At 70.3% G+C, this 13,227-nt stretch carries 10 protein-coding genes; 5 read left to right on the forward strand and 5 right to left on the reverse strand.

Going from position 1 to position 13,227, the window contains the following annotated elements:
* Positions 1-34: 34 nt before the first annotated feature.
* From ALI22I_RS15585 to ALI22I_RS15595, 3 genes are all read right to left on the reverse strand, one after another.
* On the reverse strand, positions 35-718 hold the full coding sequence (locus ALI22I_RS15585) for a Crp/Fnr family transcriptional regulator (protein ID WP_077006206.1): 684 nt from the start codon (positions 716-718) through the stop codon (positions 35-37).
* Positions 719-790: 72 nt separating this feature from the next.
* Positions 791-2,701, reverse strand: coding sequence for a S9 family peptidase (locus ALI22I_RS15590; protein ID WP_077006207.1), 1,911 nt, complete (start codon positions 2,699-2,701; stop codon positions 791-793).
* Positions 2,702-2,754: 53 nt separating this feature from the next.
* The gene (locus ALI22I_RS15595) at positions 2,755-3,765 is read right to left on the reverse strand and encodes a TerC family protein (protein ID WP_077006208.1); all 1,011 of its coding nucleotides are present in this window, start codon (positions 3,763-3,765) and stop codon (positions 2,755-2,757) included.
* A 306-nt stretch (positions 3,766-4,071) separates the two neighbouring features.
* On the opposite strand from ALI22I_RS15595, the gene ALI22I_RS15600 reads away from it, so the two are divergent.
* The 4 genes from ALI22I_RS15600 to ALI22I_RS15615 all read left to right on the forward strand — a co-directional run bounded on the left by ALI22I_RS15600 (position 4,072) and on the right by ALI22I_RS15615 (position 8,914).
* Positions 4,072-6,939: an alpha/beta fold hydrolase gene (locus tag ALI22I_RS15600; RefSeq protein WP_077006209.1), complete on the forward strand. Its 2,868-nt coding sequence runs from the start codon at positions 4,072-4,074 to the stop codon at positions 6,937-6,939.
* The gene (locus ALI22I_RS15605; RefSeq protein WP_077006210.1) at positions 6,936-7,862 is read left to right on the forward strand and encodes an ABC transporter permease; all 927 of its coding nucleotides are present in this window, start codon (positions 6,936-6,938) and stop codon (positions 7,860-7,862) included. Before ALI22I_RS15600 ends, ALI22I_RS15605 begins: the two co-directional genes overlap by 4 nt.
* A gap of 250 nt (positions 7,863-8,112) precedes the next feature.
* On the forward strand, positions 8,113-8,484 hold the full coding sequence (locus ALI22I_RS15610; protein WP_077006211.1) for a VOC family protein: 372 nt from the start codon (positions 8,113-8,115) through the stop codon (positions 8,482-8,484).
* Between the two features lie 37 nt (positions 8,485-8,521).
* Entirely contained in the window at positions 8,522-8,914 is a 393-nt protein-coding gene (locus tag ALI22I_RS15615; protein ID WP_083751752.1) for a hypothetical protein, read from the forward strand.
* A gap of 70 nt (positions 8,915-8,984) precedes the next feature.
* Here the strand turns inward: ALI22I_RS15615 and uvrB are convergent, their stop codons facing one another.
* Both uvrB and ALI22I_RS15625 read right to left on the reverse strand, forming a co-directional pair.
* On the reverse strand, positions 8,985-11,144 hold the full coding sequence (uvrB, locus tag ALI22I_RS15620; protein ID WP_077006212.1) for an excinuclease ABC subunit UvrB: 2,160 nt from the start codon (positions 11,142-11,144) through the stop codon (positions 8,985-8,987).
* A gap of 64 nt (positions 11,145-11,208) precedes the next feature.
* On the reverse strand, positions 11,209-12,522 hold the full coding sequence (locus tag ALI22I_RS15625) for a DUF5685 family protein (RefSeq protein WP_077006213.1): 1,314 nt from the start codon (positions 12,520-12,522) through the stop codon (positions 11,209-11,211).
* A 108-nt stretch (positions 12,523-12,630) separates the two neighbouring features.
* Here ALI22I_RS15625 and ALI22I_RS15630 point away from each other — a divergent pair, with 108 nt between their 5' ends.
* Positions 12,631-13,143 (forward strand): DUF402 domain-containing protein, encoded by a 513-nt coding sequence (locus ALI22I_RS15630; RefSeq protein ID WP_077006214.1) that lies wholly within the window; start codon positions 12,631-12,633, stop codon positions 13,141-13,143.
* Positions 13,144-13,227: the final 84 nt, after the last annotated feature.

Here is a 13,227-nt window from a genome sequence, read left to right on the forward strand (position 1 = left end):
GTCCCGAACCAGGGAGATCGCCGGGTTTCCCGTTTCACAGTTCGGCGATCTTCCGCAACATCTCACGATCCACGATCGTGATGGCCCGGTACCCCATGGTGATGACTTTGCGGTCGCGCAGCGTGCGGAACTCCCGGCGCGCGGTGTCCTCCTCCACGCCGACGAGCGACCCGATCTCACCCTGGGTCAGGTTGAGCTTCAACCCGATGCCGTCGGTGCCCTGGTGGCCGTAGGAATCGGTGAGGTAGGCCAGGACGCGGGCCAGCCGCACCGACGCCGGGTAGCCGTTGAAATCGATGCGCCGCTGCTCGCCCCACTCCAGCGTGCGCAGGATCATCTTGTCGAGGTCGAAGTGGGCGGCGGGGAACCGGGTCAGGTAGTCGGTGAACTGCGCGGCGGTGATCACCCGCGTGTGGGTGTCGACACACGCGGTCACGGTCGCCGAGCGCGGTTTGCCGGTGAGGAAGGCCATCTCGCCCACCAGGTCGCCGCCGACCTTCACGTTGAGCAGCGCGACCCGACCGTTGTCCAGCGTCACGGTCGCCTTGACGAGCCCTTGGAGGAGCAGGATCACGTGGTCGGACCGCTCCGACTCGCGCACCAGCGCTTCGCCCCGCCTGAACGCCTTCCGCACGCCGAGCTCCAGCAGCGCCGCGCGACCGGCGGCGGACACCGTCTCCAGGTACGTGCCGGTGGGCCAGGGTGATGGGATCGCCATCTCGTTCGACCTCCTCCACGAAGCGACCAGTGTGCCGCCCGCGACCGAGGAAGATCCGGGATTCCGACCGGTTCAGCCCAAGTGCCGGGCCCACCACGCCAGCACGGCCTCGAACCGCTGCACCCGGTGGCGCGGCTTGCCGGAGCGGGTCAGCTCGTGGCCCTCGCCGGGGAACACCAGCATCTCCGCCTCGACGCCGTTGCGGCGCAGCGCGACGAACATCCGCTGCGCCTGTTCGAGCGGGCAGCGCCAGTCGTGTTCGGAGTGCACGACCATGAACGGCATGGAGATCTTCTCGGCGTAGGTCAGCGGGCTCATGGCGCGCTGCGTCTCCAGGCTCGGCCCGCAGTAGGCGTCGGTGAAGAACCAGCCGATGTCCGACGACCCGGAGAACGAGTCCCACGCGTTGACCGCGCGCTCGCTCCACGCGGCGCGGAACCGCTCGCCGTGGTGCGCGGCCAGCCAGCTGGTCATGAACCCGCCGTACGAGCCGCCCATCACGCCGACGCGCTCCGCGTCGAGGTCCGGGCGCTCCAGCGCGACGTCCAGCACGGTGAGGATGTCGTCCACGTCGACCGTGCCGAAGGCGCCGATCACGGCCTGGCCGTGCGCCTGGCCGTACCCGGCCGACCCGCGCGGGTTGGGCAGCACGACCGCGTACCCGGCCGCCGCGTACACCTGGGCCTCGTCGAAGAAGCCCCAGCCGTGGTACATGAACGGTCCGCCGTGCACGGCCAGCAGCACCGGGTGCGGCCCCTCGCCCTCCGGCAGCACGACCCAGCCGTGCACCGGGTAGCCGTCCGGGGCCGTGCCGGTCAGCTCCAGGGTGGGCCGCAGCGGCACCTTCGAGCCGAAGTCGGTCACCGTGCCGCCGCCCACCAGCACGACCTCGCCGGTGTTGTCCGCGGTGGAGACCACGGCCACGATCCGGTCGCCGTCGGCGGCGAACGACTTCACCTCGGCCCGCTCGCCCGCCAGCAGCTCCAGGTCGGACAGCACGGCGTTGTCGGCGTCGAGCGGCACGCGGCGCAGCTCGACCGCGCCCCGGTTGCGGACCGCCACGAGCACGCCCGCGTCGGTCACCACGGGCGGGCCGGCGGCCTTCTCGCAGTCCACCGTCTCGGTGTCGGTGAGCCGGGTGACGCGCTCGCCGTCGAACCGCCACAGGCCCATGTTGCGCGCCACGCTGGCGGTGCCGGGCGAGGTCTCCGGCGAGTAGAACAGCACGCCGCCGTCGGGCAGCGCGACCGGGTGCTCGGCCCAGCCCGCGGTCTGCACGACCAGCTCGGGCGCGCCACCGGACGTGGGCACGGAGTACACGTCGTTGTTGAACGCCTCGACCGCACCGAGGTCGCGTTCGGCCAGGAACAGCAGCCGCTCGCCGTCCGGGGTCCAGGCCGGTTGGATCGCGGAGAACGTGCCGTCGGTCAGCTCCACCGGCTCCGCGTCGGGGTCCAGCGCGTCCACGGTGAACAGCCGGGCGTGCCGGTCGGAGGTGAAGCCGATGTCGTCCATCCGGTAATCCAGCCGGGTGATGTGGCGCGGCGCCTCGGCGTCCGGCGTCGGGGCCTCCTCGCCCTCGGCCACCGGCGAGCCGTACCGGCCGCTCTCGGGCACCCGGGAGCTGAACGCGATCCGCCGCGAGTCCGGCGCCCACACCGGCACGCTCGCGCCGAGCTTGAGGGCGGTGAGCTGTCGTGCCTCACCGCCGTCGGCGGGCATCACGTACAGCTGCGGCGGCTTGCCGCGCTCGGTGACGCGCAGGAACGCGACCCAGCGCCCGTCCGGTGAGATCCGGGGGGCCAGGTCGCGTTCCGCCCACGTCCAACGCGTCGCGCCACCGCCGTCCAGGGCGACGCGGTGCAGCCCGCCCCGGTAGGCGTTCGCGGCGACGTCCGGCGTGGCGACGCTCGCCAGGACGAGGTCCCCGCGCACCGACACGGAGCCGGGCTGGGTCAGCGACTGCAACTCATCGGGGCGCACGCTTGAGCACGTTACCCGACTGATCATTAGCAAGACTCACGAGAATTTGACGCTCACAGATGGTCGCCGGCTTCGACCGGCTTGTCCGCCACCGGGTCGCGCCGCGTCTTGACCAGGCTGGCGACGGTGGTGATGGCCAGCACACCCACGATCACCGACAGCGACAGCTCGATCCCGATGGTCGGCACGTTCAGCGGCTCGCCGCCGTTGAGGAACGACAGCGAGTTGGTGTGCAGCGCCTCCAGGATCAGCTTCACGCCGATGAAGCCCAGGATCACCGACAGGCCGATCGACAGGTACACCAGCTTGCTCAGCAGGCCGCCGAGCAGGAAGTACAGCTGACGCAGGCCCATCAGCGCGAACGCGTTGGCGGTGAAGACCAGGAACGGCTCCTTGGTCAGGCCGAAGATCGCCGGGATGGAGTCCAGCGCGAACAGCAGGTCCGTGGTGCCGATGGCGACCATGACGATGAACATCGGGGTGACGAACCGCTTGCCGTCGATCTTCACGAACGACTTCGCGTCGTGGTAGCGGTCGGCCACCGGGAACACCCTGCGCACGAACCGCAGCGCGGCGTTCTCCTTGTAGCCCTCCTCTTCCTCTTCGTTGTGGTTGGTCCGCGCCAGCTTGTAGCCGGTGTAGATGAGGAACGCCCCGAAGAGGTAGAAGACCCAGCTGAACTGGGCGATGACCGCCGCGCCGACGGCGATGAAGATGCCGCGCATGACCAGCGCCATCAGGATGCCGATCAGCAGCACCTTGTGCTGGTGGATGGCGGGCACCTTGAAGGTGGTCATGATGATCAGGAAGATGAAGAGGTTGTCGACGCTCAGCGAGTACTCGGTGATGTACCCCGCGAAGAACTCACCCGCGTAGGTGCCACCCGACCAGTACCAGATGCCGAGGCCGAACAGGACCGCCATGGCCACGTAGAAGGTGACCCACCGGGCGGCTTCGCCGATGGTGACCTCGTGTGGTTTGCGGTCGACGATGAAGAGGTCGATGGCCAACAGGACCAACAGGCCGGCGATCGTGGCGAACCACAGCCACACGGGTACTGACATTGAATAAACCTCCGGTGCATCGCGCGCACGCCAATGACCGGAGGTCTCCTCCGCCGATTCACCGAACCGACCGGCGGCACCGGGAACCCCACGCCAGGCTCCGTGCTGACGACACCGCCGCGAGGGAGTACTCCCCTCCACGCAACTCACAGTCTCACGCATAAGTGCGGGTTCGCGCCAGCCGAGGTGATCAGCGGCACCCGACTGGGGCAGGTGACGCCGGTTACGCTGAGAGCACGACACCCCCGCTGCCAGCCTGTTCTCAGCTAGTCACGACTGACAGCCCGTTCTCAGCAAGCGACGCCTATGGTCAACTCCGTGGCCCCCCTCAACCGCCTCCGCGGTAGGTGGTCGCTCCCCGCGCTCGTCGTGCTGGTCGCCCTGGTGGGCGCCATCGTGGTCTGGACGCGCCAGGGAGATGACCCCGCCCCGGTGAGCACCCGCGAAGCGGTGATCGATGTGCCGGAAAGTCCGGACAGCGACCGCACCGTGCAGATCGACACCACCTTGTACCTGCCCGAGAGCACCCCCGCGCCCGCCGTCCTGCTGCCGCACGGTTTCGGCGGCAGCAAGGCGAGCGTCGCCGCCCAGGCGACCGAACTGGCCCAGCGCGGGTTCGTGGTGCTGGCCTACTCCGCGCGCGGCTTCGGCCGCAGCACCGGGCAGATCGCGCTGAACTCGCTGGACCACGAGGTCCGCGACGCGCAGAAGCTGCTCGACTGGCTGGCCACCCGCGAAGAGGTGACGACCGACGGCGGCGGCGACCCGAAGGTCGGTGTGACCGGCGGCTCGTACGGCGGCGCGTTGGCGCTGTCGCTCGCCGGCGCCGACCCGCGCGTGGACACCATCGCCCCGGTCATCACCTGGAACGACCTGGGCCAGGCGCTGCTGCCGAACTCGGGCCGCACCGACGGCGTGGACACCGCCACCCCGGCGCCCGGCGCGTTCGCCGACGCCGGCGTGTTCAAGCGGTCGTGGGCGGGCATCTTCTTCTCCGCCGGCCTGTCCGGCGCGGACGCCACGAACCCCGGCCAGGAGGCCACCGAACCCGGTCAGGAAGACGACGAGGCCCTCGACAACGCCGCCGCGGCGGCCACCGCACCGGCTCAGCAGCAGGGCGACGCCCGGCCCACCGGCCCGGTGGACGGCGCGTGCGGTCGATTCCAGGCCGACGTGTGCGCCGCGTACACCGAGGTCGCGACCACCGGCAAGGCCGGCCCGCAGACCCTGGAGGTGCTGCGTCGCGCCTCGCCGTCGGCGGTGACCGACAAGATCACCCAGCCGACGATGCTGGTGCAGGGCGAGCAGGACACCCTGTTCGGCCTCGACCAGGCCGACGCCAACGCCCGCCAGATCGCCGCCAACGGCGCGAAGGTCAAGGTCGTCTGGTACTCCGGCGGCCACGACGGCGGCTCCCCCGGCCCCGAACTGCGCGGGCAGATCGCCGACTGGATGGCGTTCCACCTGGAGGGCGAGGGCTCCGACCCCGGCACGAGCTTCGAGTACACGGTCGTCGGCGCGTTCCGCAGCAGCGGCTCGCCGTCGTTGCGCAACGTCATCGCGCCGAGCTACCCGGGCCTCAACGGCGCGGCGGGCGCCGAGCGCAAGGACGTGGAGCTGACCGGCCGCGAGCAGACCGTGGTGAACCCGGCGGGCGGCAACCCGGCCTCCGTGTCCAGCCTGCCCGGCCTCGGATCGGTGGTGTCGGGGTCCAGTTCGCTGGCGTCCCGCCTGGCGATCGACATGCCCGGTCAGGCGGCGGTGTTCCAGAGCGAACCGCAGACCGGGCAGACCCTGCTGACCGGCGCGTCGACGGTGCGACTGCGCGTGGCGGCCGTGCCCGGCCAGCCGGTGCCCGCCGAGGGCGCGGTGCTGTTCGTGAAGCTGTACGACGCGGACGCCAACGGCGTGCGGACGCTGCCCGGCTCGGCGGTCGCGCCGGTGCGGGTGGCGAACCTGCCCGCCGACGGCACGCCGGTCGACGTCACCGTGGCGCTGCCCGGCGCGGTGCGGCCCATCGAGACCGACCACCGGCTGCAACTGGTCGTGTCGACCACCGACATGGCGTACGCCAACGCCGAGACGCCCGCCGCGTACCGGATCTCGCTGGCCTCGCCCGCGCTGTCGGTGCCGGTGGTGGCGGGCGTGAACGCGACCAGCGAGGTGCCGACCGCGGCGCTGTGGGGCATCGCGATCGTGCTGGTCATCTGTGTGATCGCGGCCGTGGTGGCGTGGTTCCGCCGCAGGCTGACCGCGGACGTCGACCCGTCGTTGGAGTCGGTACCGCTGGTGATCGAGAACCTGACCAAGTCCTACCCCGGCGGGTTGACCGCGGTGAAGGACCTGTCGTTCCGGGTGGAGCACGGCCAGGTGCTGGGTCTGCTCGGGCCCAACGGCGCGGGCAAGACCACCACGCTGCGCATGCTGATGGGCCTGATCCGGCCCACCGAGGGCGGGATCAGGGTGTTCGGCCACCGGGTCAGCCCGGGCGCGCCGGTGCTGTCCCGGATCGGGTCGTTCGTCGAGGGCTCCGGCTTCCTGCCGCACCTGTCCGGCGCGGAGAACCTGCGGCTGTACTGGGCGGCCACCGGCCGTCCGCTGGAGCAGGCGCACATCGAAGAGGCCCTGGAGATCGCGGGTCTGGGCAACGCCGTGCACCGGCGCGTGCGGACCTACAGCCAGGGCATGCGGCAGCGGCTGGCGATCGCCCAGGCCATGCTCGGCCTGCCGGACCTGCTGGTGCTGGACGAGCCGACCAACGGTCTCGACCCGCCCCAGATCCACCAGATGCGCGAGGTCCTGCGCGCCTACGCGGCGGCCGGGCGGACCGTGCTGGTGTCGTCCCACCTGCTCGCCGAGGTCGAGCAGACGTGCACGCACGTGGTCGTGATGCACAAGGGCAGCCTGGTCGCGGCCGGTCTGGTCGAGGAGATCGCGACGGGCAGCGGCGAGGCCAGCTTCCGGGTCGACCGGCCCGACGAGGCGGCCACCGTGCTGCGCGGCCTGTCCGGCGTGCACGAGGTGCACGTGGACGGCGAGCAGGTCCACGCCAGCCTCAACGGCACGCCCCGTGCGTCGGCGTTGCAGGCCCTCGTGGCGGCGGGCGTGGCGGTGGACCAGGCCGGTCCGCGGCGGCGGTTGGAAGACGCATTCCTGGAGCTGGTGGGCGAATGACTCAGAACGGTGTGCACACGGATCCGACCGCTATCGCCGACCTGACCGACGCGGCCGCGGCCGAGCGGTCGTCGGTCGCGCCGGACGGGTCGAAGGTCGGGTACCGGGCCGGGCGCACGTTGCCGGTCCGGGTGGAGTTGGCGCGGCAGTTGCGCCGGCGGCGGACGCAGTTGGTGCTGGGTTTCCTGGTGCTGCTGCCGTTCATCCTGGTGGTGGCGTTCGAGCTCGGGCAGTCGTCGCCGAACCGGCGGTCCGGCGGGTTCGTCGACCTGGCCACGGCCAGCGGCGTGAACTTCGTGATCCTGGCGCTGTTCGTCAGCGGGAGCTTCCTGCTGCCGATGATCGTGGCGCTGTTCTTCGGCGACACGATCGCCTCCGAAGCGTCGTGGTCGTCGCTGAAGTACCTGCTGGCCGCGCCGATCCCCCGGCACCGGCTGCTGCGGCGCAAGGCCCTGGCGTCCGGCCTGATGTCGGTGTTCGCGCTGGCACTGCTGCCCGCCGTGGCGCTCGGCGTCGGTGTGGTCTGGTACGGGGCCGGGGAGGCGGTGTCACCGACCGGTGAGGCCGCGTCCTTCGGGGCCGGTGTCTACGGCATCGCGCTGGCCGTGGTCTACATCTCGATCCACCTGTTCTGGGTGGCCGGCCTGGCGCTGTACCTGTCGGTGTCCACGGACGCGCCGCTGGGCGCGGTGGGCGGCGCGGTGCTGGCGTCGATCCTGTCGCAGATCCTCGACCAGATCACCGCGCTGGAGGGCCTGCGGGACTACCTGCCGACGCACTACGCGATGGCGTGGGTGGACCTGATGTCGTCGGACATCGACTGGTCGCAGATGGCGAAGGGAACGTTCTCCGCGCTGGCCTTCGGATCGTTCTTCACACTCCTCGCGGCACGGAAGTTCGCGCACAAGGACATCACCAGCTAGCGATCCCAACCCCACGACGGCGCACCGGCCCACCAGGGCCGGTGCGCCGTGTTGGATTGCCGCTGCTCCGCAGACGGCGGGCCCGGTCGCCTGGCTGTAGTCAATTGCGACGCTCCGCGTCGGGGCAGACCGCTCGCGCCTCATTTCCGACGATCGAAGAGCGTGATCGCCGGAAATGAGGCGCGAACGATCGACGCGACCGGGCCGCGTTCGTCGGGCAGGCATCGACGGGCCGTCGTACCGTGCCGTCATGCCTCGACCAGTGCACTTCGAGATCTACGCGGCCGACCCGGCCAGGGCGCAGCGGTTCTACGAGACGGTGTTCGGCTGGACCTTCGCGCAGTGGGGCGACCAGGACTACTGGATCATCACCACCGGCAACGAGGGCCCCGGCGTGAACGGCGGCATGCTCCCCCGCCAAGGCCCGGACCCGGCGCCGGACGGCCCGGTGAGCGGGTACGTGATGACGACCGAGGTGCCCAACCTGGACGCGACGATCGCGTCGATCGAGGGCGTGGGCGGGGCCGTGGTGCTGCCGAAGAACCACATGCCGGGCGTCGGCTGGCTCGCCTACTACCGCGACACCGAAGGCAACCTGTTCGGCATCCTCCAGGGCGACTAGCAACGGTCGTCGCGTGATCAGCCTTTAGGCTGTTCGTGTGACTGTCTACACGGACGACGAGAGCCGGACCCTGCGCACGGCCGTCTTCGGCGCGATGGTGCTGGTGTCCACCGCAGAGCCGGGGGCGCTCGACGAAGAGAGCCACGCCGGCATCCGGGCCATGGCGACGTTCTCACCGCAGCTCCGCCAAGTACTCGGGGCCGCTCCTCCCGAACTACCCGCAGGTTCCGCCGCCGACGTGGAGAACGGCGTGCTGGCGGCGCTGCGGCGCTCGATGGCCATCCTGGCCGCGAAGTCGCCCGCCGAGGCCGAAGCGTTCCCCACGGCCGTGCTCGCGATCTGCGAGGAGGTCGCCTCAGCCGACGGACGCATCGGCGCGGCCGAGGGCACGGTGGTCGGCAAGGTACGCGCAGCCGTCACGGCCCGCTAGACCCCTCACAGCCCGGTAGCCCGACCCCACACCGCCGAGGGCGGACCCAATCCCCGCACTCCCTACTCGCCTACTTGACGCCCGCAGCGTCCATGCCCCGCAGTTCCTTCTTCAAATCCTGGATCTCATCCCGCAGCCGGGCGGCCAGTTCGAACTGGAGTTCGCGAGCCGCGTTCATCATCTGATCGGTCAGCTGCTGCACCAGGTCTGCCAGCTCCGAACGAGCCATCGTGCCCGTATCGCGGTCGGCCAGCACGCCGGAGCTGCTGCGGCCTCCCGCACCCGGGTCACCGGTCGGCTTCTTGCCGCGGGAGGTATTGCGACCGGAGCCGCCGGGAGCGATGGCGTCCTCGGCCTCGGCGTAGACCTGCTCCAAGATATCCGTGATCTTCTTCCGCAACGGCTGCGGATCGAGCCCTCGCTCCTCGTTGTACGCGACCTGCTTGGCCCGCCTGCGGTTCGTCTCGTCGATCGCGTGCCGCATGGAGTCGGTGATCCGGTCCGCGTACATGTGAACCTCACCGGACACGTTACGAGCCGCACGCCCGATGGTCTGGATCAGGCTCGTCCCCGACCGCAGGAACCCCTCCTTGTCCGCGTCGAGGATCGCCACCAGCGACACCTCCGGCAGGTCCAACCCCTCGCGCAACAAGTTGATGCCGATCAGCACGTCGTAGTCGCCCAGCCGCAACTGGCGCAGCAGCTCCACCCGACGCAACGTGTCGACCTCCGAGTGCAGGTAGCGCACCCGGATGCCGAGTTCGAGCAGGTAGTCCGTCAGGTCCTCGGCCATCTTCTTGGTCAGCGTGGTGACCAGGACCCGCTCGTCCTTCTCCGCCCGCACCCGGATCTCGTGCACCAGGTCGTCGATCTGACCCTCGGTCGGCTTGACGACCACCTCCGGGTCGACCAGGCCGGTCGGGCGGATGACCTGCTCCACGAACTCGCCGCCCGCCTGCCCCATCTCGTACGGGCCGGGGGTGGCGGACAGGTAGATGGTCTGGCCGATCCGGTCGGCGAACTCCTCCCACGTCAGCGGCCGGTTGTCCAGCGCGCTGGGCAGCCGGAAGCCGTGCTCCACCAGGTTGCGCTTGCGGGACGCGTCGCCCTCGTACATGCCGCCGATCTGCGGCACCGTCACGTGCGACTCGTCGACCACCAGCAGGAAGTCGTCCGGGAAGTAGTCGATGAGGGTCGCGGGCGCGGTGCCCGGACCCCGGTCGTCGATGTGGCGCGAGTAGTTCTCGATGCCGTTGCAGAAGCCGACCTGGCGCATCATCTCGATGTCGTACGCGGTGCGCATGCGCAGGCGCTGCGCCTCCAGCAGCTTGCCCTGCCGCTCCAGCGTGGCCAGCCGGTCGGCCAGCTCGACCTCGATGTTGCGGATCGCCTTCTCCATCCGCTCCGGGCCCGCCACGTAGTGGGTGGCCGGGAAGATGCGCAGCTCGTCGACCTCCTTGACCACGTCACCGGTCAGGGGGTGCAGGTAGTAGAGCTTGTCGATCTCGTCGCCGAAGAACTCGACCCGCAGCGCCAGCTCCTCGTACGCCGGGATGATCTCCACGGTGTCGCCGCGCACCCGGAACGTGCCGCGGTTGAACGCGATGTCGTTGCGGGTGTACTGGATGTCGACCAGGGCGCGGAGGAACAGGTCGCGCTCGACCTCGCCGCCCACCTCCAGCTTGATCGACCGGTCCAGGTACGACTGGGGCGTGCCGAGGCCGTAGATGCACGACACGGACGCGACCACGATCACGTCACGCCTGGTCAGCAGGCTCATCGTGGCCGAGTGGCGCAGCCGTTCGACGTCCTCGTTGATCGAGGAGTCCTTCTCGATGTAGGTGTCGGTCTGCGGGATGTACGCCTCGGGCTGGTAGTAGTCGTAGTAGCTGACGAAGTACTCCACCGCGTTGTCCGGGAAGAACCCCTTCAGCTCGTTCGCCAGCTGCGCGGCCAGCGTCTTGTTCGGCGCCATCACCAGCGTGGGCCGCTGCACCTTCTCCACCAGCCACGCCGTGGTGGCCGACTTGCCGGTGCCGGTGGCGCCGAGCAGCACCACGTCCTTCTCCCCGGCGCGGATGCGCCGTTCGAGTTCCGCGATCGCCGCCGGCTGATCGCCCGCCGGCTGGTAGTCGCTCACCATGCGGAACTTCCCGTCGGTGCGGGGGATGTCACCGACGGGACGATGCGACGAGTGCGCCTTGACCGGGATCTCGGTTGGGAAAGCCACGGGTACGACGGTACGCCGGGGGTACGACAAATTTCGATCGACCCCAGGTCAGGCGCGGTGCAGATCAGCAGTTGCAGTCGCAGCCCGAGCAGTCACAGCTCGGGCAGTCGCAGTTGCAGCACCCGTCGTGCCACTTGCCGCTCCACGCTCCCGGGAACGGGTCGCGGCAGCAGTACTGGCACGTGCCGCACTGGTAGAGCACTGCGAGACAGCCCAGCAACACACCGCGGCTGCGGGGCGGTTGCACGAGCTTCGGCCAGAACCACAGACCGCTGCCCGGACCGGGTGACTTGCCCTTCCGCCGCTTCTTACCATCCGCAGGCGGCTCAGGCGGCCCACCGGTGCCCGGCGCCGACGGCGGCGGCACGGGCCCCGGAGGCGGCACGCTGCCGCCGTACGGACCTTGCCCACCGTAAGGACCGGGCGCGGGCGGCGGGTACATCCCGCGCTGGGGCTGCCAACCGGGCGGCGGCTGCGGCGTGTGCGACTCAGGGGTGTTCGCGCTCGGTTCGTGCGTGTGCGCCTCCCCGAACGCCCGCCGGATCGACTCCTGCAGCTCATGCACCAGCAGCACGTGCACCAGCCGGTCGTCGGCGAACTCCACTTCCTTCATCGCGAGCTTGATCCCCAACGCCGCGTCATCGCACAACCGCCGTGCCTCACCCAACCCGGTACCAGTCGCCACCAACGGGTTCCACGCCCCGGACGCCCGGTCGGCCTCCAGGTCCTCCACCGCGTCCAGCAGATGCGCCAACCGCCCGAAAAGCCGCCCCACCTCCCGCAACGGCACCAGGTTCCCCGGCCGCCCGGCCAACACGGCCGTCTGCGCCACCGCCTCCCCCGCTGCCGTCTCCGTCGGCTCGGTCACCGCCAGCACCGACGACCCCGGACCGGCCGCCGCCTCGACCGACGACTGCCGCCGCACCGCATCCACCAGCACCGCCGTGTCGAACCCCAGATCCGACCCCGTGGCCGAAGCCTGCGCCGCCCACCGCCGCGCCACCTGCCGCCCGACACCCCGCATCGGCGCGTGCCCGAACACCCCGTCGCCGTCGGACACGTGGTCCCCGACCTTCGCCGAAGCCAGCACCAGGGACACCGACGCCGCCAACCGCGCGCCCGCCCCCACCGCCACGTCCGCCGACTGCATCCCACGCAGCGCGCACGGCCCCGCAGACCGCCGCGACGCCCCCGGCCCCGCCCCTACCTGCGCCTCCACCAACGCCGAGATGACCAGACCGTCGTAGTTGGTGACCACCCGCGCCATGTGGCCGTGGTCGTCGCGCAACGCCAGGCACAGCCCGCACAGGTGGGCCAGCCACGACTCGCGCAGTTCAGGACCCAGACGGTTGCGACAAGGGCGAATGATGCCGAACATGGCGGGAAGAGTAAGCGATCATCCTCCTTTTGGGTGACAGAAAGGGGTAATCCAGCCGTGTCGTTGCCTAAGGTCGGCGCTGTGACGACGAGTGCCGCCGGGACCCGCATGCACATCCACCCGCCGAAGATCGAGTACTTCGACCTCGACGCGAAGAGCAACACCGACCCCAAGGGCCACCTGCGCGGGGTCGAGGAGTACCGGCTGACCCAGCACGGCCTCTACATGTTCCGCCCGGTACCCGGACACCCGCACCTGTCCCACTTCGAGTCGTGGCTGCTGCCCGCGCACGGCCTGCGCGTCACCCGGCAGTCCTGGCACCCCGGCCACGAGCGCGACTACGACCTGTACGTGGACGTGGTGGAGATCAGCTCCAGCGGATCGGTGTGGAAGACCATCGACCTCTACCTGGACCTCGTCGTGCGCACCGGCCGCAGCGTCACCGTGCTCGACACCGACGAGCTGCTGACCGCCCTGGACCAGGGCCTCATCCAGGCGGACCGGGCGCAGTGGGCGCTGGAGACGACCTACCGCGCGGTGGCCGGCATCGCCGCGCACGGGCACGACGCGGTGCGCTGGCTGGCGTCCCAGGGAACGATCACGACGTGGCGTCACCGGTAATACAGACAGTCACACTCCCAGGTCAACCGCTCTCCGTGTCCGTCACCGGATAGAGACCGCGTACCCCACAGACCGTGATGTAAC

Source organism: Saccharothrix sp. ALI-22-I (assembly GCF_001984175.1).
Classification (GTDB): Bacteria; Actinomycetota; Actinomycetes; order Mycobacteriales; family Pseudonocardiaceae; genus Actinosynnema.